The sequence below is a fragment of the Acinetobacter sp. SCLZS86 genome (assembly GCF_021560715.1).
GTDB lineage: Bacteria > Pseudomonadota > Gammaproteobacteria > Pseudomonadales > Moraxellaceae > Acinetobacter > Acinetobacter towneri_A.
Genome location: NZ_CP090864.1, coordinates 933,644 through 955,091, shown reverse-complemented (window position 1 = coordinate 955,091; position 21,448 = coordinate 933,644). Strand labels below are relative to the sequence as shown.

General features: G+C 39.9%; 19 protein-coding genes and 2 pseudogenes. 7 read left to right on the top strand and 14 right to left on the bottom strand.

Going from position 1 to position 21,448, the window contains the following annotated elements; genetic code table 11:
* The first annotated feature begins 17 nt into the window (after window positions 1–17).
* Complete coding sequence (gene trpC, locus LZP46_RS04420) at window positions 18–821, top strand: indole-3-glycerol phosphate synthase TrpC (protein WP_236095170.1); 804 nt, start codon at window positions 18–20, stop codon at window positions 819–821.
* Between the two features lie 48 nt (window positions 822–869).
* On the opposite strand, the gene LZP46_RS04415 is transcribed toward trpC, so the two are convergent.
* Window positions 870–2,381, bottom strand: coding sequence for an HNH endonuclease domain-containing protein (locus tag LZP46_RS04415; protein WP_178318578.1), 1,512 nt, complete (start codon window positions 2,379–2,381; stop codon window positions 870–872).
* 85 nt (window positions 2,382–2,466) lie between these two features.
* On the opposite strand from LZP46_RS04415, the gene LZP46_RS04410 reads away from it, so the two are divergent.
* Both LZP46_RS04410 and folE read left to right on the top strand, forming a co-directional pair.
* Window positions 2,467–3,156, top strand: coding sequence for a Smr/MutS family protein (locus LZP46_RS04410; protein ID WP_236094803.1), 690 nt, complete (start codon window positions 2,467–2,469; stop codon window positions 3,154–3,156).
* Window positions 3,157–3,249: 93 nt separating this feature from the next.
* On the top strand, window positions 3,250–3,798 hold the full coding sequence (gene folE / locus LZP46_RS04405; RefSeq protein WP_236095169.1) for a GTP cyclohydrolase I FolE: 549 nt from the start codon (window positions 3,250–3,252) through the stop codon (window positions 3,796–3,798).
* A gap of 98 nt (window positions 3,799–3,896) precedes the next feature.
* On the opposite strand, the pseudogene LZP46_RS04400 reads toward folE, so the two are convergent.
* The 5 genes and pseudogenes from LZP46_RS04400 to hemE form a co-directional block, all read right to left on the bottom strand.
* Window positions 3,897–5,251, bottom strand: a pseudogene (locus tag LZP46_RS04400) (diguanylate cyclase).
* A gap of 105 nt (window positions 5,252–5,356) precedes the next feature.
* Window positions 5,357–7,306, bottom strand: coding sequence for an Lnb N-terminal periplasmic domain-containing protein (locus tag LZP46_RS04395; protein WP_236094802.1), 1,950 nt, complete (start codon window positions 7,304–7,306; stop codon window positions 5,357–5,359).
* A gap of 95 nt (window positions 7,307–7,401) precedes the next feature.
* Complete coding sequence (locus tag LZP46_RS04390) at window positions 7,402–7,872, bottom strand: DUF3015 family protein (RefSeq protein ID WP_236094801.1); 471 nt, start codon at window positions 7,870–7,872, stop codon at window positions 7,402–7,404.
* Between the two features lie 236 nt (window positions 7,873–8,108).
* The gene (locus LZP46_RS04385; RefSeq protein ID WP_236094800.1) at window positions 8,109–8,927 is read right to left on the bottom strand and encodes a DUF817 family protein; all 819 of its coding nucleotides are present in this window, start codon (window positions 8,925–8,927) and stop codon (window positions 8,109–8,111) included.
* Between the two features lie 72 nt (window positions 8,928–8,999).
* Window positions 9,000–10,070: a uroporphyrinogen decarboxylase gene (hemE, locus tag LZP46_RS04380; RefSeq protein WP_236094799.1), complete on the bottom strand. Its 1,071-nt coding sequence runs from the start codon at window positions 10,068–10,070 to the stop codon at window positions 9,000–9,002.
* 271 nt (window positions 10,071–10,341) lie between these two features.
* Between hemE and LZP46_RS04375 the strand changes: the two genes are divergently transcribed.
* Together LZP46_RS04375 and LZP46_RS04370 are read left to right on the top strand one after the other, a co-directional pair.
* A complete protein-coding gene (locus LZP46_RS04375) occupies window positions 10,342–11,586 on the top strand; it encodes a L,D-transpeptidase family protein (RefSeq protein ID WP_236094798.1) in 1,245 nt (414 codons plus the stop codon).
* Window positions 11,587–11,788: 202 nt separating this feature from the next.
* A complete protein-coding gene (locus tag LZP46_RS04370) occupies window positions 11,789–12,481 on the top strand; it encodes a pirin family protein (protein WP_236094797.1) in 693 nt (230 codons plus the stop codon).
* A 138-nt stretch (window positions 12,482–12,619) separates the two neighbouring features.
* On the opposite strand, the gene LZP46_RS04365 is transcribed toward LZP46_RS04370, so the two are convergent.
* Window positions 12,620–13,714, bottom strand: coding sequence for an ArsO family NAD(P)H-dependent flavin-containing monooxygenase (locus LZP46_RS04365; protein ID WP_442863539.1), 1,095 nt, complete (start codon window positions 13,712–13,714; stop codon window positions 12,620–12,622).
* A gap of 213 nt (window positions 13,715–13,927) precedes the next feature.
* Here LZP46_RS04365 and LZP46_RS04360 point away from each other — a divergent pair.
* Window positions 13,928–14,996 (top strand): annotated as a pseudogene (locus LZP46_RS04360) (sigma-54 interaction domain-containing protein); the annotation flags it as partial.
* Window positions 14,997–15,158: 162 nt separating this feature from the next.
* Here LZP46_RS04360 and LZP46_RS04355 read toward each other — a convergent pair.
* From LZP46_RS04355 to LZP46_RS04335, 5 genes are all read right to left on the bottom strand, one after another.
* The gene (locus LZP46_RS04355; protein ID WP_236094795.1) at window positions 15,159–15,476 is read right to left on the bottom strand and encodes a hypothetical protein; all 318 of its coding nucleotides are present in this window, start codon (window positions 15,474–15,476) and stop codon (window positions 15,159–15,161) included.
* 255 nt (window positions 15,477–15,731) lie between these two features.
* A complete protein-coding gene (locus tag LZP46_RS04350) occupies window positions 15,732–16,229 on the bottom strand; it encodes a DUF2505 family protein (RefSeq protein WP_236094794.1) in 498 nt (165 codons plus the stop codon).
* Window positions 16,230–16,394: 165 nt separating this feature from the next.
* Window positions 16,395–16,679, bottom strand: a complete 285-nt coding sequence (locus LZP46_RS04345) for a hypothetical protein (RefSeq protein WP_236094793.1) — start codon at window positions 16,677–16,679, stop codon at window positions 16,395–16,397.
* Window positions 16,680–16,691: 12 nt separating this feature from the next.
* Window positions 16,692–17,270 carry a nicotinamide riboside transporter PnuC gene (gene pnuC / locus LZP46_RS04340; RefSeq protein WP_236094792.1) on the bottom strand — a complete coding sequence of 193 codons (579 nt, stop codon included), beginning with the start codon at window positions 17,268–17,270 and terminating at the stop codon, window positions 16,692–16,694.
* Window positions 17,271–17,427: 157 nt separating this feature from the next.
* Window positions 17,428–17,904 carry a hypothetical protein gene (locus LZP46_RS04335; protein WP_236094791.1) on the bottom strand — a complete coding sequence of 159 codons (477 nt, stop codon included), beginning with the start codon at window positions 17,902–17,904 and terminating at the stop codon, window positions 17,428–17,430.
* 280 nt (window positions 17,905–18,184) lie between these two features.
* Between LZP46_RS04335 and LZP46_RS04330 the strand changes: the two genes are divergently transcribed.
* Window positions 18,185–18,652: a GNAT family N-acetyltransferase gene (locus tag LZP46_RS04330; RefSeq protein WP_236094790.1), complete on the top strand. Its 468-nt coding sequence runs from the start codon at window positions 18,185–18,187 to the stop codon at window positions 18,650–18,652.
* An 83-nt stretch (window positions 18,653–18,735) separates the two neighbouring features.
* Here LZP46_RS04330 and cysN read toward each other — a convergent pair whose 3' ends face one another.
* Both cysN and cysD read right to left on the bottom strand, forming a co-directional pair.
* Window positions 18,736–20,352 carry a sulfate adenylyltransferase subunit CysN gene (gene cysN, locus LZP46_RS04325; RefSeq protein ID WP_236094789.1) on the bottom strand — a complete coding sequence of 539 codons (1,617 nt, stop codon included), beginning with the start codon at window positions 20,350–20,352 and terminating at the stop codon, window positions 18,736–18,738.
* Window positions 20,353–20,495: 143 nt separating this feature from the next.
* Window positions 20,496–21,404, bottom strand: coding sequence for a sulfate adenylyltransferase subunit CysD (gene cysD, locus LZP46_RS04320; protein ID WP_236095168.1), 909 nt, complete (start codon window positions 21,402–21,404; stop codon window positions 20,496–20,498).
* Between the last annotated feature and the right edge of the window lie 44 nt (window positions 21,405–21,448).

The following is a 21,448-nucleotide window of genomic DNA, read 5'->3' as shown; positions in this document are numbered from 1 at the left end:
AAACAGGAAGATGCATCATAGTGGATATTCGCAATACCATTTTAGGTAAAATTGTAGAACGTAAAAAAGAAGAGTTTGCAGAGCGTTTAAAACAACGCAGTTATGCAGACTTAGAACAATTGGCACGTGCAGCGACACCTACACGTGGCTTTGCGCAAGCCTTGGATAACAAACGCCCAGCGGTAATTGCGGAAATTAAAAAAGCATCGCCGTCTAAGGGCATCATTCGAGAAAACTTTGACCCTGCCGAAATTGCACAGCAATATGAAGCAGCAGGTGCAGCCTGTTTATCTGTACTGACTGATGTCGATTTCTTTCAGGGTGCAGATGAAAATATTCAGATTGCCCGATCACATTGTAACTTGCCTGCACTGCGTAAAGATTTCTTGATTGATCCATATGGTGTAGTGGAAGCACGTGCTTTAAACGCAGACTGTGTGTTATTGATTGTGTCTTGCTTATCTGACCAACAGTTGCAAGAAATGTCGAAAACGGCTTTTGAACATCACTTAGATGTGTTGGTTGAAGTGCATGATGAAAAAGAATTGGAACGTGCTTTAAATCTTTCAGAACGTTGTATTTTAGGCGTCAATAACCGAAATTTAAAAACATTTGAAGTTGATTTAAATAACTCATTGCGTTTAAAAAATCTTTTACCTCCTTCTCGCCTTTTGGTTACAGAAAGTGGTATTGCGACTCCTGAAGATGTACGCATGATGCAAGAGCATGATATTCACAGTTTCTTGGTCGGCGAAAGTTTTATGAAACAAGCACGTCCTGACCATGCTTTCCGTGATTTATTTGGGCATATTGATGCTTAAAATCGATCTAGCCAAGCGATATGAAAATCGCTTGGTTATGCTTCATTTTTATTTACTTTGTCCTGTTAAAACATAGATTTCTGTTAAACCTTTACGATCAAACAACTCGTTCTGTTTAGTTGATGAAACTAGTAAACTATCAATTTCACCTTTAGGTTCATCCCATAAAGGATGATTAAATAATCTTTGCAAACAAGCTTTAATTCTTTCTTTTTGGTCACTCGTCATGAGATCGCGATACAATAGCTTTTTGCGCTCATCATGCGTCATAAAATTAAAAGCCATACCTAAAATACTTTCTAAATAAGGTGACCAGGTTGATACAGCACCTTTATGCCAAATACGGCGTGATTTGAGCTCAAGATCAGTTAACTCTTTCCCTCTGATATTTTGTACCCAACTATTCAAATAACCATGTTGCACTAGCAATTGTGCAAGTTCTTTAAAATTTTCAAGCTCTGTATCTCTATAATCATTGACCGCTTTAAAATTTGCAGAAGATGGCTCCAAATATAGGGTATTGCTAAAAATTGTTTTTTTGAGCAAATCAATCGACAAAGGATATGCCGCATCCTTAGATGCTTCCGCAATAAAAGGTCTTAATGCAGAAAGTTCAATTGCGTTATCCATAATTGCACTTTTAAGCATTTCCTTCGCATCTTTTTTATTCTGTTGTTTTTCAGCCACTAAAAACTTAATGAAATTCTCTTCTGAATGCTGCCCGACCGCTTTTTTCGCCGTAAATTCATCTAGCATCTCTTTATAAATAACAGATAAACGATCTAACAATGTAGAGGTATAAAATGGAATTTGTTTGTGCTTTGAATGTGCTTCTAAATTAGTGATCATCAAGTCATCAAACAATTTTTTAGCTTTTTCTGTATCATCAGGCGATACATAAACCTTAATATCTACTTCTGTATTGTTATTGAGGACTTGTGCTGCCAGTTTATGCTGACCATCAAACAATTTAAATTTACGATCAATTAAACGCGCAATAGATGGTGCTAATTGTGGATGAAATTTAAGATGATTTCTCAGAGAAATTAATCTCTTATAATCAATAACTCTCGGTTGCAAACCTTCTTGATCATCGTTTTCAAGCCATTTGACCGGGATTCTACCGTAGAAGTATTCAACTTCTAAAATATTATCAAACAATAAATAAAATTCTTTTTTATCGACACCATCATCAATAATAATAGAATGCTCTTTTTTCGTAAAAATAAGGGACTTTTGTTCAATATCTTTTAGCTTAAAAATATCTTGCAACTTTATTTTATTCTTTTTTTCAATAAACAATTGCTCAAGTTTAAGATTATCTCTAACCTCATATAAAGACTGATCAGACTTTCTTCGATTATATATTTTTTTAACAATACGGATATTGGCTAAATCAGTATCTCCCTGTTTCGCATAAGGTAAAATGTGATCGTACTCTATCTCATCATTGATTAAATCGATAATTTCCCCAGAAATAAAACAACTCAAGGAACCATTTTGATTACGTTGTTGTTCTTGGACTAACTTCTTATCTTGCTCAGAAATTTGTCGTTTCATAGATTCCCTCAATCAAAAATAAATTTTGTAAAAATAAAAGCCAAAATCATATAGTATAAATCATCATTTCTATTTTTGTTTGATTATGAGTAGACACGACTCCTCTCTTTCTAAAGAACAGTACAAGTTACTAAAATCTTTTAAAAAGCAAATCACTCAGCCTCATACTTCAAGTATTGCCAAGCCGTTTGAACCCAAAGTTCAGACGCCTGAGCAACAACAGGAAGATGATCTCGCTTTGTTTCGTCAGCAAATGCAAGGTGTCCAAAAAATGGATGCTGGCAATATTGCAAAAATCGAACACACTGCCAAGAAAAAACCTGATGCACAAACACTGGCCAAACGTGCTGCAGCGATGGGACCAATGGAAACAGATGAAACTTTGCTGTCCGATACACAAGCCATGCTGAATCCAGTTGGCAGTCAAGCTTCGCTGAGTTATCGGATCGCAACTTTGCAACATAAAGTCTTTGAAGATTTAAAAGCAGGTAACTTACGCTGGTTTGAAGCTGTAGATTTACACGGCTGTACCGTAGAAGAAGCACGAGTTGCAGTTTTGCAAATCATTCAAATGGCCAAAGATGAAAACCAGAACGTGATTAAAATTGTACATGGTAAAGGCCCTGAAGCCATTTTAAAAACTTATGTAAATGGTTGGCTGCGTCAGCATCGTGATGTTTTGGCTTTTGTGAGTGCGCCTGAAAAACAAGGTGGCACTGGTGCAGTTTTAGTGTTGCTCAAACGCAGCGAAAAAAACCCAAAGTTTAAACAGTAATCGGTTTCATCTTTTAAACAAGGCATTACAATAGTTTTCTGTTACAATGCCGTCCTTGTTCAATATCAGTGTAAGTGAACACGTCTTATGTCTATGCAGCAATCCTACGCAAATATCCTAACCGCCGTTGGTGAAGATCTTAATCGTCCAGGTCTAAAAGATACGCCGATGCGTGCTGCTAAAGCTTTTTCGTATTTAACTTCGGGCTATAGCCAAACCTTAGCCGAAGTGACCAATAATGCCGTATTTCCATCCGACAACCATGAAATGGTTTTGGTGAAAAATATTGAGTTCTACTCACTGTGTGAGCATCATTTATTGCCATTTTATGGTCGTGTGCATATTGCCTATTTACCTGAAGGCAAGGTTTTAGGTTTGTCTAAATTTGCTCGCATTACCGAAATGTTTGCGCGTCGTTTGCAAATTCAAGAAAATCTGACTCAGCAAATTGCGGAAGCTGTAGCTGAAGTAACTCAAGCACGTGGTGTTGCTGTGGTGATTGATTCGGCCCACATGTGCATGATGATGCGCGGTGTCGGCAAACAGGAATCGACCACACGTACCGTGTCTTTTTTAGGTGACTTTAAAACTGATAAAGAAGCCCGTCGTGAGTTTTTAAGTGCGGTGCCTGAAAGTTTTTAAATTGTGGCTAAGTTCCACAATCAAACAAAAAATCCCGAAATTTATGTTCGGGATTTTTGGCTTTTAGATTAAAAAATTAGCTCGATACATCTTCAGATTCAACCTACAGACACATTGTTGCGTCCATTATTTTTTGCCATATACAAGGCTTTATCCACTTCTTCAAAAAAACGTTGATAGTCTGGATGCCCATCATATTCATGCACACCTATACTAATGGTAAAGTTAAATTCTTCACCTGTTGATGTTTTTAATGTGGCTTTTTCGACACGTTTACGAATATTTTCAGCGACTACCAAGGCACGATCAATGGTGGTATCAATCTGTAACAGTAAAAATTCTTCGCCGCCAATTCGGAAGGCATAGTCACTGCCTTTTGCATATTGCAAAATCACATCAGCTAAAAACTGTAATGCATCATCTCCTGCTGCATGTCCATAACGGTCATTGATTGATTTAAAATGATCGGCATCTATCGCCAACAATGTTAAAGGCGAATTATTTTTTCGTGAAAAATTAATTTCACGGGACACGATGGTATTTAAATAACGGCGGTTGAGCAGTTGAGTTAAGGCATCATTGCCCGAACTGATATATTCAGACACCTGAAAAATCTGATCAATTAAATGCAAAATCTCACGATTCTTAGCACGAATGGATTGAATCATTTCAATTGCCTGTGCCTGACTTTCACATTGACCAATTTTCTGAATTAATTCATCCACCTGATAAATAAATTCAGTAATAGTTTGTACTTGTTCCGAACTTGAAAAAGCATAAGCCGCTTTATGAATAAACCACAAACCAAATTCAGTTTTAGATAAAATCGGTTGCGTCATTTTGGTGTGATCGGACACCACCTGAAACATCAACTCATTTTCCCAATCCAGCAAAGTCCCGCGTTGTCGGTCTTTGTGCACTGCAACATCTTGCATGGCAGAAAATAAGCGATAGGTATGTTTCATATCATTATGAACTTCGACCTTCATTTCATAAGATCGGCACATAATTTCTGTGGCAAAACACAGAATTTGGCATAAATAATTAAACTGATTTAAGTTGCTATTGGCTTCTGTTGCAAAAAACTAAAAGCCTTTTTTATAATAACGCGCACACCACGAATAATCATCCATGATGGAATTTGTACACGTGCATGCACATCGCCTACTTTAAATTGTTTTTCTACAATCTCGTTATAATTGTGTTGAAACGGAACTTCAAAACTGGAAATTAGCCACTGATATAAAGAGTTTTTTAAGCGATTCTTCACCATCTCTGCAGACAAAAATTCTGTCGCATGTTCTTCAAGCAACATTTGCTGATAGAACTCGATCACAAAATCTTCTGCATGTGCTTGAATAAACTGGAATGTCGCTTGCAAATCTTCTGGCTTAAATTGCTCGCAAATTGACTTCCATTGCTCTGCAAGCTCATGCGTACACTCTTGATACATCCACAACAACCCAGCCAAAAGAAACTGCTAAATTTTAACGGGTTTCACCAGCAACTCAACTTGTTTAGCTGGTTTTTTACAATTCAGTATAAATTCAACAGCTCTTTAAAAAAAATGAACATAGCCTAAACTGGTCTTGTTCCAGTCCTGTTTATCCTGTTGTTGATATTCCCAACCTAATCGCAATACATGCTGCGGGTTGAGTACATATTGCAATTGGCTGTTCAGCTTAAATTGCCATTGATGACGATCTTCCCAATATGGCAATTCAACCTGAACCAAACTATTCATGCGTGCTGACCAAATATTTTGACAACCCAGTGTTGGGCCAATTCCAACACGCCAACCTTTGTCTAAAGCCTTACCCGCTTGCACATGATTTTGAATTTGCGCATAACACAAATGCTCACGCGCTTGATTAGCCACGCTATAACCAAACTGTGTTTTTAAACTCAAAACACCGTGCTGTTCTGTTTCGCTAAAAGCACCATGCGAATTTAAGGCTTCTTGCTGCCAACCCAAATTAAAGCCCCAACTGAGTGGTGTTTTAAATGCGGTCAATGGGTTATAAGAATTTACTGAAAGTAAATCTAACTGATTCAGTTTTAAGCGATCTTCGCGGTATTGCACCGAAGCTTCTAAAAAATTGAGCTGTGTACCAGTACGAAAACCACCCTGCGGATCAAGTAAATCATGGTAAGCCTGCCGAAGACTCAACTCTACAAAATGCTTGCCTTGAACCTCGCCAGTACGCACAGCATAGCTTCGTGCATAATGCCCCTGCACAGGATCAACCTGAGGGCGTGCTACATCCTGACGCTGCTTTTCTAAATTGATCTGACTTCTTAAATTTAAAATTTGTCTGAGTCGCGGTTGAGCAGCTTTGGCTTCAATTTTGCGCCCAATTAGTTTTAGATATAAATCATCATAGGCCATTTCTAGAATTTTAGCCTGATCGATTTGGCTATGATTTTGCAAAATTGCCGCCACATTTTCAGGTTCTGCTTCGGCTACTTGATGGGCAGTTTTTGCCAACGCTGTACCATGTTGTCTGGCTTGCGCCAATAACTGCGTTTCCAAAGCAGGACGATAGACCACATCGGCCACTAAATTTTCCTGCTCTATGGCTTTTAGTGTTTCGATTGGAATAGATGCGACTTTAAACTGTTGCTGTAAATTGAGTTCAGGGCGCACCAAATCCATTAAACCCAATAAGCGATAGGCACAGTTGTCACTGATAAAATAATACGGAAATTGCACATGCTTCATTTCCCAAATGTGCTGCACTAAAAATGTGGTTTCTTGCTCATTCAGTGCCAGTTCATATTCCCATAAATCACGGCTTTCTAAATCACCATATTCTTTTACTTTTCGGTAATACGGCATCAGTGTATATTCACCTGGATACTGCCCTGTAAGCCCTTTCCACGCATAAGACCAACCTTCACTACCAGTCACGGTTGCCGCATAATTGACCGCATAGGAAATTAAGTTCAATTGTTTTTGATCTTTCGGGTCTAAGCGCAATAAAGTATGCCCAAACATAGAACTTGGATTGCCCATAAAGTCTGTGGCGTAAATTAGCACCGCTTTATAAGGTTTAATTTGTCCAATCCATTCATCCAATTCAGGACATTGCACCTGCGCCAAATCTTGCTGAGGAATTTGTAATTGTTCAACCAACCAGCGACTACGTGCAGGAAATTTGCACTGCACCGATTGATTGGCAGGTGCTGTTTCAAATAATGCCTGCACATTGCGAAGTAACTCTTGGTCTAAATTGCTTCCACCTTGTTCCGACACAAAATAGCCTGCATATTGCACTTCACTTTTGCTTTGCTGCGCATACATTAAACGCTTCCAAGTCACCTGTTCTGCCAAGTGTAAGTCTTTGGCTTTTAGCACATAATGTGCGGAAAACATTGCAAATTTATTTGTATTTTGTGCTGCAGAAGTCACTGAAAGTGGCTGAATCTGTATTGGAGATGCTTGAGGAGATAGCGCAAAAACCGTAGGAGATAAAAAAACTAAACTACTTAAAATAATGGATTTCATGGACATTTTATAAATTTTATATACATATTCGGGTTTAAACGTATTCTTGTGCTATAAAAAAAGCCCTGCGAATAATGCAGGGCTTTTATTCAAACTTAAACGTATGCTTTTAATACGTCGTCATTCGCCATCACGTTCTGTAAAGATGCCAATACTTCTAAAGAAGTCTGGTTTTCTGCAGAATAAATAGATGCAAAGTTTTGCTTAGAAACCGCAAAGAAATGTGCTTTATCTTCCGATTTAATGCTTAATAATTCAGCCAATACGTTTAAGCTTTCGCCTTCACCAACAGCCATATCGCGTGCCAATGTTTCAGCATTTTCATTGGTAAATGTCACAACTTGTGCAGTTACTGTACCTGTACCGCTACAACCTAAAGTACCAAATGTGATACCAAACAATTGGTTCGCAAAAATACCGTTTGTAGTTGCTGCTAAAATTTTTGCAACTTTGCCAGACTGACCTGCCCAAACTTGAGAACCAATACCACAACCTGCATCACGGTCTGCAAATGCTGCTGTAGAACCCACTGCCAAGACAGCAGCCAATGCTAATTTTTTAATCATTGCCTTACTCCAGAGATTTATTATTCGAAAAATTATGCTTCGAATCGTTATTCTTTATTGCTATGTGTAATTTTTATTACACCGCTTTAAGATAGCGAGATGTCACTCAGAAGGCAAAACATTTATCACAAAATCAGGCATTATTTTTGTGCATTTTGTAGCGATGATTGATTTTATCTTCAAATTTGGATTTAAGTTTAAAGATAGATTCTCTATGTTCGAGGTCGTATTAAGATTTAGTGCTGCTGATTTTCAGCTTTCAGTCTCCACTGACCTTGGGAATCGCGATAACCCAAAATTTTCATGACCAAAACCAGACTTAGTAACAGCAATAAATACCAAGAACCGAGTTTGCCCCAGCCGACCATGTGCCATGCATCGACCTGACTTGGATACAACCATATTTGATAAAAGGTGCTAATGTTTTCTGCCACCCAAATAATAAAAGCTAAAAGCAGCAATACAGGCAACATCGGCAGTTGTAATAGATGCTGTTGTAATTGAAAACGAATTTTGGTTTTCCAGAAAATCACAACGCTCCACGCAAACAAGCCATAACGAATATCAGGGATAAAAAACTTGCTCATGAAGTTGATGTACGACAACACTGCCAAGGCCATCATATTGCCAAAAGTCGGCAAATTCCGTAAAGATACGCGATACAAACGCAAAGAACGCGCAAAGAAACTGCCAACTGCAGAATACATAAAGCCTGCAAAAAGCGGTACGGTCATAATTTTAAAGACAGCAGGTTGAGGATATTGCCAAGATGCAATTTGTGGATGGGTTAAAAAAATTTCCATGATCATCGCTAAAATGTGAAATAAAGCAATCACCTTGGCTTCAGCCCAAGATTCTAGTTTTAAATATAAAAGACAAACCTGAATGATTAAGGCATAAAACAGCAAATAGTCATAACGAAAAAAGCCAAAATATTCCTGACTACCCATAGGTGCTGTAAATGCAAATGCAATCAGCAATAAAATTCCAAATAAGGCAGCCGAAGCTGCCTTAGTCGAAAACTCAAGTCCTGACTTTAACCATGTTATCCACATGATCTGACAACCTGACCGAAGCTGAAATTACACCTATACATCTAAAAATGATCCATCTATATCATTGTGCGATTATAGATATTTGGCACTGTATTCATGAACCGTGTCGATAAATACTTTAGGACGTTCAGGGTCTACCCATTGGGTAATGCCGTGACCTAAGTTGGCCACATAACCTGTTTTTTCACCATTGGCATAGGCATCATCTAGCATCGCACGTGTCGCTTTGGCAATTGCTTCAGGTGAACCATATAAAGTTGCTGGATCTAAGTTACCTTGCAATGCGGCTCGACCATTCACCGTTTGACGTGCAACATTTAACGGTGTTGTCCAGTCTAGACCAAAAGCATTTGCACCTGTTGCAATCATAGGCTCAAGCCATTGACCGCCACCTTTGGTAAATAAAATAACAGGGATTTTACGTCCATCTTTTTCACGTTGCAGACCCGAGACAATTTTCTGCATATAGTGGAGTGAAAATTCAAGATACTCACGATGGGCCAATGCACCGCCCCAACTGTCAAAAATTTGTACTGCCTGCGCGCCTGCATCAATTTGTGCATTTAAGTATTCGGTCACTGCATCGGCCAAACGGTCTAATAGTGCATGTAAAACTTCAGGCTGTGCGTACATCATGTTTTTGGTGAAGCGGAAATCTTTGCTTGAACCACCTTCCACCATATACGTTGCCAAAGTCCACGGGCTGCCTGAAAAACCAATCAAAGGCACTTGTCCACCCAAAGCAGAACGAATGGTCGACACCGCATTCATGACGTAGTCTAGGTCTGACTTGGCGTTAAATTTTGGTAAATTGGCAACGTCTTGCTCAGTACGCACCGTTTTATGAAACTTTGGCCCTTCGCCTGCTTCAAAATACAGACCTAAGCCTAGTGCATCGGGCACAGTTAAAATATCTGAAAATAAAATCGCAGCATCTAATTCGTAACGACGCAAAGGCTGTAAAGTCACTTCACAAGCAAATTCGGTATTTTTGCATAGAGAAAGAAAATCTCCTGCCTGCGCACGTGTTGCACGATATTCTGGTAAATAACGTCCTGCTTGACGCATCATCCATACGGGCGTGCAATCTACTGGCTCACGTAATAAGGCACGAAGAAAACGATCATTTTTTAAGGTCGTCATTTACTTTCCCAACTCATTTTCAATCTTGCAGCCATCATATCAAAAAGGTTGAGGTTTTAATAACTTCATTTCTGGCTCGCCTTTTCAGCCTATTCTAAGTGTTCAAATTCAGCTTACGTTTATGTGAAATACATCACAGAAACAAAAATTACGGTAAAATTGGGGTTATCTTGAATATTTACACAAAACAACTACTGCATCTCCTTAGTTTTTCTGCAATACTTGGCTAGTTTTTATCTATGTAAATAAACAATTCTCAAGGTTGAATTACATGTTGGTTCGCACAATACTCGCAATGAGTTTAAGTTGCATTTTTGCAGGAACTACTTTTGCTGCATCTACTGCTGAACAACCGTTAAATCCACAAGTGATTAACAATAACGCTATTGAAGATCCGATTGATCCTTTAGCGACAGAAGCATCGGCTGCACAAAATAATCTAAATGCAACAGACACTGCTATTACGCAACAAGAACAAAATGATTTAAATAAGGCTTCAAAAACCTTAGATGATCTGCACAAAACTGAAGATACTACTGCCGATGTTGGCACTGCACCAACAACAAGTTCAGCAAGCCAAACTGCTACATCCAACACAGTAGCACCAAAAGCTTCATGGACTTTAGATGCCTTAAATAATGCCACTTGGTATGAAAATATTGGTAAAGGTCAGTTCCCTGTGTATGCACGTGCACACGTGATGCTGAACAATTCACACGCTTCTCCAGGTGCAATTGATGGTACCAGTGGTAAGAACACCCTAAAAGCGATTGCATCTTTCCAGCAAATGAATGGCATTAGCCCAACGGGTATTTTAACCAAAGAAACTTGGGATGCGTTGGTTGCACGTCAAGGTTCACGTCCTGCATTTGTAGAATACACGGTTACTGAAGCGGACTTAAAAGGTCCTTATGCGAAATCTATTCCGCATGACTACGCTGAACAAGCCAAAATGAAAGGCTTGTACTATACCCGCGTGAGTGAAATGTTGGGTGAAAAATTTCACATGGATGAAAATTTCTTAAAGAAATTAAATCCGAATGCGACATTTAACAAAGTGGGTGAAAAGTTATTGGTGACCAATGTTCGCAATGACTTGCCTGAAGACATTCACCTGATTGTGGCGCACAAAGGTGCAAAACAACTGTATTTGTTCAACAAACAAAACCAAATGGTCGGCTCATTTCCAGCAACCATTGGTAGTGCAGATACACCATCGCCAACAGGTACTTATAAAGTGACAGGTGTTGCACCAAACCCATGGTACAGCTATTCACCAAGTAACTTTATTCAGGGCAAAAACTTAAAACCGCTGTCTTTACCACCAGGCCCTAACGGCCCTGTGGGGAATATCTGGATTGGTTTAAGTAAAAAATCATTCGGTATTCACGGCACACCAAACCCATCGACCATTTCAAAAACGGCGTCGCATGGTTGTATCCGTTTAACCAACTGGGATGCAAACGATTTAGGTCGTAAAGTACGTTCTGGCGTGACTGTAAAATTCCTTGAATAATCAGTGATCGCTTTAAACCGCAAAAGACCCACGTTTTTACGTGGGTTTTTTAATGCCGCGATAAAACTCTAAAATGTCTAGGTTCTGCAAAAAATCTACACATGTTGCAATTTTAGAACGGCATGTTGCAGTTCGCCTCTAGGTCGGCTGCGGTGAAAAGATTAAGATTAGTTCAAGTTAAAAAAATGATAGGAGCATTATCATGAATGCTTATTTACACCGTAGTGAAGATCGTGGTCATGTAAAAATGGGTTGGTTAGACACCAAACACAGTTTCTCTTTTGGTAGTTGGTACAACCCAAAATACATGGGTGTTAGTGCCTTACGTGTCATTAACGATGACCGTATTGCTGCACATAATGGTTTTGGTACTCACCCGCACGACAACATGGAAATTTTGACCTGTGTATTAAGTGGTACGATTTCCCACCGCGACAGCATGGGCAACGAACGCCATATTACTGCGGGTGAATGGCAGTTAATGAGCGCAGGTACGGGCATTCAGCACAGCGAGATTAACAATGGTAATGAAGAAGTGCACATGCTGCAAATTTGGATTCAGCCAAATGTACGCGATGCAGAGCCGACTTATCAGCAAATTCAACGTGATCCAAACACAGCACCCAACCAGTGGCATTTAATTGTCGGCCCGAATGACAATGCCCCAATGCACATTCGCCAACAGGCAGAAGTAAAAGCAGCTGTTTTAGAAACTGGACATCGTTTAGAAGTTACGGCAACGCAAGCAGTGAACTATGTGCATGTAATTCGTGGTGAAATCAGCATTGGCGACCAAACAGTTAAGGCTGGCGATGCCTTGTTATTTGCTGATAATGCTGTAATTGAAGCCAAAGAAGACAGCCAGTTCATTTGGTTTGATTTACCAAAACAGTAAGTCCTGACTGTCACCTTATTATGATTGAGCATCTTTAATTTTTTGAGCTGCCCTCTCGCCCTCTTTTACAGAGGGCTTTTTTATGGCTGAAATTGCATGATTCATTTTTTAAACACAGTTTTTGTCACGATGATGACTTTACGCTGTTGTCTGTAAATACACAGCAATTTGCTCCGCCACATTCCGTGCGGTTCGGGAAACACCAATTAAAGTTGCCGAAGCTGCGCCTGTCCAATCGCCATAACCGACCAACCATAAATTTTGCTGTTGCAGCGCTCGATTTTCTAACACATCGACTGTGCCGTGTGCATTGACCACATTCAAACTTTGTAAATGCGACAATGCTGCCTTAAAACCTGTACACCAAATAATGGCATCAATTTCTTGTTCGCGGCCATCTGCCCAAACTGCAGTATGTTCGGTTAAATAATCAAATGGCGGCATACCATGTAAGACATCACGTTGCCGTGCTTCTTTAACACTTGGAATCATCACAATATCGCCCAAACCACCCATTGGTTGTTCAATACTGCGACCTTCCTGTTGGGCTTTTAAGCGCTCCGTGGCACGTAAAAATAAAACTCGACCATCTACATCATCGGCTAAAAAACTTGGCGGCTGCTGTGTAACCCAAAAGGTTTCAGCCACTTTAGACACTTCTGCCAAAATTTGTGCGCCTGAGTTACCCCCACCGACAATCATGACTTTTTTGCCCTGAAATGCATCAGCATTGCGGTAATGAGCTGAATGAATTTGTGAGCCTACAAAGCGTTCGCATCCTGTATAAGCAGGAATAAAAGGCTGACTCCACGTTCCAGTGGCGCTCACAACGGCTTTGGCACGCCAGCTTTGCTGTGCAGAACAAACAATTAAATCATTGCCGTCCTTCAGGACTTTTTCGACCTGCACAGGACGCAACACAGAAAATTGATAGCGTGTTTCATACGCTGTTAAATAGTCAATCACTTCTAATCGTTTCGGATATTCCTGATCAGTTTTTGGCATTAACCAACCAGACAAAGAACTCCATGTATTGGGAGAGAATAGCTGCAAAGAATCCCACGCATGTTGCCATGCACCACCCGACTTCGTTTGATTATCCAAGATCAGAAAATTGATTTTTTGCCGTTTTAAAAAGTAAGCCGTGGCTAATCCTGCTTGTCCGCCACCAATAATAATTACATCGGCATCCATTATTTGATTCAAAATGGCTCTCCTGCTCGCAATACGCATCCTGTTGCTATGCCTAATCTTAGCGCATAAGTGCAACACGTGAGAGATTAAAAATTCAGTCCATCGAACTCAACTTATGCAAGCACCTAATTAGAAGCAAGCAATCTTGGAAAATGAGGCTGCAAAAAAGCCAAGTCCTTCAACTTGGCTTTTTTTTGTAAGATAACTTGATGTGCAAAGCTGTAGAATCAGGTTCAGGTGTTAAAACGCCCTGCCGATGAGCTAATTCAGTTCGTGTCGCCCTAACCGATGGAATAGGAACTCATTGCACTGCAAGCCGAATTGTATGAACTAAAAAAGTCGATTTATACCATCAGTAAAATGACTACAGTATGTTCAGCTCAGTCGGACAATCAGCAGCTTATCAACAGGTTTGTGACTTACTCAAAAAAGCGGCAGGTGCCAAAGTTTCCACTTTGCTGCAAGGTGAAACAGGTGTCGGAAAAAAAGCCTTTGCTCCTGGTGTGCATGAACTCAGTCAACGCAAAGAACATGTTTTTGTCGCAGTCAACTGTGGGGCTATTCCACCTGAACTGATTGAATCTGAGCTATTTGGTATCGAAAAAGGTGCATTTACAGGTGTACATCAATCACGTGTAGGTGAATTTGAACGCACCCATGGCGGTACTATTTTTAGATGAAGTGATTGAACTTTCACCACGCGCTCAAGCGGCTTTGCTGCGTGTGCTAAAAGAAGGTGAAGTGGAACGTGTCGGAGATTCACAAACCCATCATATTGATGTTCGCGTGATTGCTGCACAATGAAGATTTAGAACAATCGGTTAAAACTGGGCGTTTCCGTGCCGATCTATATTACCGTTTAAATATTTTTCCTGTGCAAATTCCACCACTGCGTGAACGCCGTGAAGATTTACCATTATTGGTTGCACATTTCTTAATACGCTTTGAAAAAATGTATGACAAACAGATTCATGGCATCAGTGAAAAAGCCACTGATTTTATGCAAAGCTATGCTTGGCCTGGCAATATTCGTGAACTGGAAAACCTGTTGGAACGTGCAGTACTGTTGACGTAAGATCAACAACTGATTAAACTGAATGCCCTGTTTCCGCAAATGCACAGCGACCATACTGTAGATGAGCAAGACAGCGTAGATTTAGACACGCTTTTAACCGAAGGTTTTGATTTAGAACAGCATGAGCAACAACTGATTATCACCGCGATGCAAAAAGCCAAACACAATGTATCTGAAGCGGCACGCTTATTGGGAATTTCCCGCGCTGCACTGGATTATCGTTTAAAAAAATACGCCATGCGCTAGAAATTCCGCAATAAAAAAGCCCTGTTTTTCAACAAGGCTTTTGCATTTCAAGCAGCCGAATTACCAGCTCAATGTTTGAGTGCCTGGACGGAAAATTGCGTCACCCATGGCATCTGGATTGGCAAATTTGAGACCTTTCATTAAGTCACCTTCAACAACACCTTACTGATCCATACACATTTTGCAGATATAGACATCACCACCTTTGGCGATAATACTTTTCAGCTTGTTTTGATGCTCTGCATATTTATATTCAAAACGGTTGGATGCCGATATTACGCCTTGATCGACCAAATAAATCGTCAATGGATGACCTTTGCCAAATTGCTTATTGCTCATGCCAATAGCCATTTTGGTGCGGTGTGCATCACTGCTAGTAAGCAAGACAAAAAGTGGATCTTTTTCGCTCTCTGCCATTGCTGGAGATAGACTGGCAAAGGTCAGTAAGACCGATAAACATAACAAATGAATCAATTTCATGGCAGAACTCATACTGAATTTAAATTTGGTCAAAATATTAGCATAATAAATATGCTATATTTAAATAATAAATTAAGACAATAGTCAGTATGCAATAAAGCCAAGCACTAAACTTTGTCGAAAATCAAAAATTAATCACTGTAAAATGACCTCAGCATCAACAATCACAATTCTATACGTCCAAACAAAGCGCCACCGAAAACGGCAGCGCCAAGCATGTATTTAAGAGCAATCTTTTCTAGCAGAATTGAAGGGTTAAACTGCTAAATTTTTCTTAAGCTCATCTTCCACAATGCCAATTTCCAACTCACTGAAACGGCGGATTTCCCCTTCTGCATGTTTTTCCAACATACCGCCAATCAATGGCACTTTAACCTTAATTGTCCAGTTTAATTGAATATCAATTTTTTCATGATTGCCAGTCACGCTACGCTCACCTTTGGCTTCTAAAGGCAAGTTTGCACCAAGTTCCACGGTAGAAGTTAGCGACGTTAAATTGGTCACATCATTTCGTTTTAAACGAAATGCATCTTTTAATAATTTTTTAGCCAAATCAGGAATATTCACATCCAAATTATAGGCACGGCGTAAAGTGTAAATATCACCGTTTTTTTTAGATTCTAAAATTTCCAAATTTTCACCAGGAATACGTTTGCAAACTGCTTCATGCAAAGCAACATCTGCCACTAAACGCTTAAATTCGTCAATTGAAACGCCATGAATCGTCGCGTTCACAGTAAATTGATGTGCCATTTGAGTTCCTTTTATGTTGTTTATTGATGGAGTAGGTCTAGCATCATCGTGCAATATAATTTAGCTGATGCCCAACAGGTATAAGTTGTTTTATATCCTACATACAACTTTATTTTCAGGTTATTAAAGCGTTTGTTCCTTCTACTGTCATTGACTCTATTTTGTCTATTCAGTGTGAATGATGCCAAATTCAGCGGCATAGGTTTCATGGCTATAAATAATCAAATAATGCCCATAAAATTCAATTTTGGCATAAAAATGTTCTGCGCCATCATCTAGTCCTGTGGCACACCATGTCGTCCCTTTGGGAAAATCATCTAACCATTGGGCTTGGTAAAAATCTGCAATCGAATCAAATTGTAAATAACGCTCAGGATACGCCAAAATATCCATTGCCAATAAATCAAATTGTTTAAGCTGCACCTGTTTAAAATCAATCAGATTGCTCATCGCGACACACCATCACAGCGTAGAATCTGCCGTATGTTGTTGGCGGATTTTATACCATTCGCGCCAGCCCAAATAAGCCAGCACCACAAAGCCTGCATATAACACAGCTGTTAGCAGCAACTCTTTGTAAATAAACATGCCGATATACACCAGATCGACCACAATCCATAACACCCATGTTGCCAAGTATTTACGACTGCTCCAATAGGTTGCCAATAGACTCATGGCGGCCAGTTGTGCATCCAATAAAGGCAGTGAAGCTTGCGTCCACCACTTTAAAATCAGCCCAAACAATAAACCAAGTAAGCTACACAGTGCAATTTGCAGCCACATTTTAGAGAGTGGCAAGCTCTGAATGACGATATGTTGTTTTTGCTGCTGTGCAGTTTTCCACTGCAAAAAACCATAAACAGCCATGCCCATAAATAGGGTTTGTAATACCGTTTCGCCATACAATTGATATTCAAAGAACAAATAGGCATACAGCAAACAGGCAATAAAATTCACCACCCAGCAAGCAATATGTCGCTTAATGGTTAATGTCACGCCTAAAACACTAATCAACACAGCAATGATTTCTAAAACCGACATTGATGCTGCCTATGTAAAAGAAAAAGGCATGATACCTCTTTTCGGGAAAATAGCGCAAAACTCAACATTTTACCAAACGCTTAACTGACGTGAAGATGCTGCAATCAATTTTCAAAAAACTTCTCTAAAACCTTAAATAGAAAATCAGGTATGAAAATTAATCTGTTTGAAATTGCTCTGAATTATTGTATTTATGCTCTTGTCCAAAACGGTCTACATGGGTAATAAAAATTCCGTATTTGCCGACATAATATTCAAGGGATTGCTCGCAAAAGCTCCAGTAAATCGACCATTCACCCAAGTCTAACTGACGAATTTGCGTATACGCTTTGGCAGGCATTTTATTCAGCACTTCTTGTTGAATGGTTTCGGCATCTTCAGGGTCATGACTAGATACTTTTAAGCTTAAAAATATTTCTGCGATATCATCAAATAATTGCTGTTCGTATTCTACAACTTCTTCCACCACCTCTTCTACAGGGCGCGGTGCTTTGTGGGTAATCGGGTCTTGGACAATATTGGCAATATCTTGACAGCTTTTCTGAAAAGTACGATTAATTTTTATTTTGAACCAGACTTTCCAGACTGCATAAACAGCAATCAACAACAAAATCCATAACAATAGTTTTGCCATCTTGGTCTTCGCTCTTATTTCAGGCGTTTCAATAAAGTATAACCATCTCAGAACTTAGCGTCTATTCACTGCTACACGATTCAACGTTTAAGCTTTAACAGATGATTCCATCCGTGCATCGCCAAAAAGTGCAATGCTTAATTACATAATGATACCGATTGCCTCAAAATTAGGACTTGTACTGCTTTATAACGCAGCAAAACACAACAATTTTCTGCTATTTCTTTAAACGCTTTTCACTTCCAATAGAGCCTTGTTTTATCTATCACCCTAAGCCTAGATGATTAGAGCTGCACAAATTCAAGATGTCACCAATTTGGTTGCGGTATTACATGCCAGTATTCGCTCTTGTATTCAAGATCATCAACGTAATGAAGCCAAAATTCAGGCATGGCTAGAAAAGAAAAGCTACGAAAATATTTTAATGCTGCTGCATTACAACAATTGTTGGGTCTATGTCTTACAGCATGTGGTAGTCGGCTTTATTATGATGAGTGATCACGGGCAAATTTTACAACATGCCATTGCACCCGAAATGCAGCAACGCGGTATTGGTCAAGCCTTATTACTTGAAGCAATAAGCGAATTACAGCGCAAAAATGTATCGCACATGAGTGTATTTAGCACGCAGACCGCTTTAAGTTTTTATGAAAAAAATGGTTTTGAAGTACAACCACAAAAAATTAGCTATGGGCACTTCACGCCCATGCTCAAACATCTCAATGGCGAACCCTTAGAGCACACTTAAAAACAAACTTTCCAATATAATGAACGCGCATAAAAAAACCGCTTTCAGATGAAAGCGGTTTTTTATTGTATGCGGATTCGATTTTATAAACGAACTAAGGCAATTATTTTTTCTGCCAGTTCTTCTGTAGCTGTCGCAGTCAACTCTGCATCTGCGCCACTGTTTACATCGCTAATCACCACAATGCCTGTTTCGCGTAGTAGTGCAACCTGCGCAGCATCTAAACCTGCTTTGGCAATGGCAACAATACCCTGCTGAATCAGCAAACTTTCAAGCGCTTGCGCCTGTTCAAGTGCTTGGCTTGGTACACATACCGCTGCAGGTTTTTGACCTAAACGTGCAGCACGGTCTTCTGCTGTGACTGCTGCATTGTGTGCAGACCATTCTACACAAGCTTCAACCATACCTGCGCCAATGGTCACGTTATTTAAACGGTCAATGAAAATAAACGAACCTGTATAACGACTATCTTGATAACGGTCAAATACTACAGGCGCATCAAATTCGATGGTGACATTGGCAATTGCATTCAGTTCAAGCTGTTCAACCTGTACCTGTTCCAAAGTATTTACATTGGTGCGGTAATGAATGGCTGTGACTTTCGCAGGAACGGTTTGTGTACCCACTTTTAAGTTATATAACTTGCCAATAGATAGTGGCTGATCAGCCATCCACACCACAGTGGCATTTACAGCTCGTGAAATTTCAGGGCGCACTTGATCTTCACGCACCAACACATTACCACGTGAAATATCAATTTCATCGTTCAGTGTTAGGGTAACGGCTTGACCTGCAATTGCATGTTGAAGATTGCCATCAAAAGTCACAATCTCTTTAACTGTCGAGCTTTTATCCGAGGGCAATGCCACAATGCGGTCACCCACATGAATATCACCCAAAGCAATCGTACCGCAAAAACCACGGAAGTCGAGGTTTGGACGGTTGACATACTGCACTGGGAAACGGAAATCATTTTGAGCCGATTTACGGTTAATTTCTACCGACTCCAATGTTCCCATTAACGTATCGCCAGTGTACCAAGGCGTATGCTCAGACTTGTTCACTACGTTATCGCCGTTTAAGGCTGAAATTGGAGTGAAAATAATATTCGCTGGTTTACGATCACCCAATTGATTCACAAAGTTCGCATATTCCGCCTGAATTTCGTTGAATCGTGCTTCGGAATAATCCACCAAATCCATTTTATTGATGGCCACCACAATATTGTTTATGCCCAATAAACTAGAAATATAGGTATGACGACGGGTTTGCGTTTGTACACCATAACGTGCATCAATCAAAATAATCGCCAAGTCACAGGTCGATGCACCTGTGGCCATGTTACGTGTATATTGCTCATGCCCTGGCGTATCGGCAATGATGAACTTACGCTTTTCGGTAGAGAAATAACGATAAGCCACATCAATGGTAATGCCCTGCTCACGCTCGGCTTGCAAACCATCCACCAATAAAGCCAAGTCAGGTGCATCGCCCGTAGTGCCGACTTTTTTCGAGTCACGAGTCACCGCTTGTAACTGATCTTCATAAATCAATTTTGAGTCATACAATAAACGACCAATTAATGTCGATTTACCATCATCTACGTTTCCGCAAGTTAAAAAGCGCAGTAGATCTTTGTTTTCGTGCTGTTTTAAATACGCCAAAATATCTTGGCTAATTAAATTCGATTGATGAGACATTGCTCAAAGCTCCGCATATTCTTTAGAAATCGGTTTTTAATCTTTAATCTCTCTAAATCTCCCTTTTATAAAGGGAGGCTTGGCTCCGCTTTTTATAAATCCCTCTTTATAAAGAGGGGTTTGGGGAGATTTTTCAGGAGAGATTAGAAGTAACCTTCTTGCTTTTTCTTTTCCATTGAGCCAGCTTCATCGTGGTCAATCATACGACCCTGACGTTCTGAACTGGTTGCCAATAGCATTTCCTGAATAATTTCAGGCAAGGTATTCGCTTCTGACTCGACTGCACCCGTAAGCGGATAACAACCTAAAGTACGGAAACGTACAGATTTCATTTGAGGAACTTCACCTTCTAGCAGTGGCATACGTTCGTCATCGACCATAATTAAAGTGCCGCTACGTTCAACGACAGGACGTTTTGCAGCCAAATACAACGGTACTAATGGAATACTTTCGAGATAAATGTATTGCCAAATATCCAATTCAGTCCAGTTAGACAATGGAAACACGCGGATGCTTTCGCCTTTATTGACCTTACCGTTATACAAATTCCACAATTCAGGACGCTGATTTTTCGGGTCCCAACGGTGTTTTGCATCACGGAAAGAATAAACACGCTCTTTGGCACGTGATTTTTCTTCATCACGACGTGCACCACCAAATGCCGCATCAAAACCGTATTTGTCTAAAGCTTGTTTTAAGGCTTGGGTTTTCATGATGTCGGTATATTTAGAACTACCGTGGTCGAACGGGTTAATGTTGGCATCTACCCCTTCTTTATTCTGATGAACAATCAAGTCAAAACCGTGTTGTTTTGCCATGTTGTCACGGAAAGTGATCATATCTTTGAACTTCCAGCCCGTATCCACATGTAGCAGTGGAAATGGCAGTTTCGCTGGATAGAATGCTTTTAAAGCCAAATGCAACATTACCGCTGAATCTTTACCAATCGAATACAACATGACTGGATTTTCAAATTCGGCTGCAACTTCACGGATAATATGAATACTCTCAGCTTCAAGCTGCTTAAGATGAGTAAGTCTTTCCTGATTTATTGACATTGATCACACCGGGTATACTTAAACTTGTGTACGGATAA

What these genes read in the sequence shown, in the direction of transcription:
- LZP46_RS04415 (WP_178318578.1), bottom strand. Translation starts at nt 2,381, where the DNA reads ATGAAACGACAAATTTCTGAGCAAGATAAGAAGTTAGTCCAAGAACAA.
- LZP46_RS04375 (WP_236094798.1), top strand. Translation starts at nt 10,342, where the DNA reads ATGTTGGTTCGCACAATACTCGCAATGAGTTTAAGTTGCATTTTTGCA.
- LZP46_RS04355 (WP_236094795.1), bottom strand. Translation starts at nt 15,476, where the DNA reads ATGAAATTGATTCATTTGTTATGTTTATCGGTCTTACTGACCTTTGCC.
- LZP46_RS04385 (WP_236094800.1), bottom strand. Translation starts at nt 8,927, where the DNA reads ATGTGGATAACATGGTTAAAGTCAGGACTTGAGTTTTCGACTAAGGCA.
- LZP46_RS04345 (WP_236094793.1), bottom strand. Translation starts at nt 16,679, where the DNA reads ATGAGCAATCTGATTGATTTTAAACAGGTGCAGCTTAAACAATTTGAT.
- LZP46_RS04395 (WP_236094802.1), bottom strand. Translation starts at nt 7,306, where the DNA reads ATGAAATCCATTATTTTAAGTAGTTTAGTTTTTTTATCTCCTACGGTT.
- LZP46_RS04410 (WP_236094803.1), top strand. Translation starts at nt 2,467, where the DNA reads ATGAGTAGACACGACTCCTCTCTTTCTAAAGAACAGTACAAGTTACTA.
- LZP46_RS04390 (WP_236094801.1), bottom strand. Translation starts at nt 7,872, where the DNA reads ATGATTAAAAAATTAGCATTGGCTGCTGTCTTGGCAGTGGGTTCTACA.
- LZP46_RS04365 (WP_442863539.1), bottom strand. Translation starts at nt 13,714, where the DNA reads ATGCGTATTGCGAGCAGGAGAGCCATTTTGAATCAAATAATGGATGCC.
- hemE (WP_236094799.1), bottom strand. Translation starts at nt 10,070, where the DNA reads ATGACGACCTTAAAAAATGATCGTTTTCTTCGTGCCTTATTACGTGAG.
- folE (WP_236095169.1), top strand. Translation starts at nt 3,250, where the DNA reads ATGCAGCAATCCTACGCAAATATCCTAACCGCCGTTGGTGAAGATCTT.
- LZP46_RS04370 (WP_236094797.1), top strand. Translation starts at nt 11,789, where the DNA reads ATGAATGCTTATTTACACCGTAGTGAAGATCGTGGTCATGTAAAAATG.
- LZP46_RS04335 (WP_236094791.1), bottom strand. Translation starts at nt 17,904, where the DNA reads ATGGCAAAACTATTGTTATGGATTTTGTTGTTGATTGCTGTTTATGCA.
- pnuC (WP_236094792.1), bottom strand. Translation starts at nt 17,270, where the DNA reads ATGTCGGTTTTAGAAATCATTGCTGTGTTGATTAGTGTTTTAGGCGTG.
- cysN (WP_236094789.1), bottom strand. Translation starts at nt 20,352, where the DNA reads ATGTCTCATCAATCGAATTTAATTAGCCAAGATATTTTGGCGTATTTA.
- LZP46_RS04350 (WP_236094794.1), bottom strand. Translation starts at nt 16,229, where the DNA reads ATGGCACATCAATTTACTGTGAACGCGACGATTCATGGCGTTTCAATT.
- LZP46_RS04330 (WP_236094790.1), top strand. Translation starts at nt 18,185, where the DNA reads ATGATTAGAGCTGCACAAATTCAAGATGTCACCAATTTGGTTGCGGTA.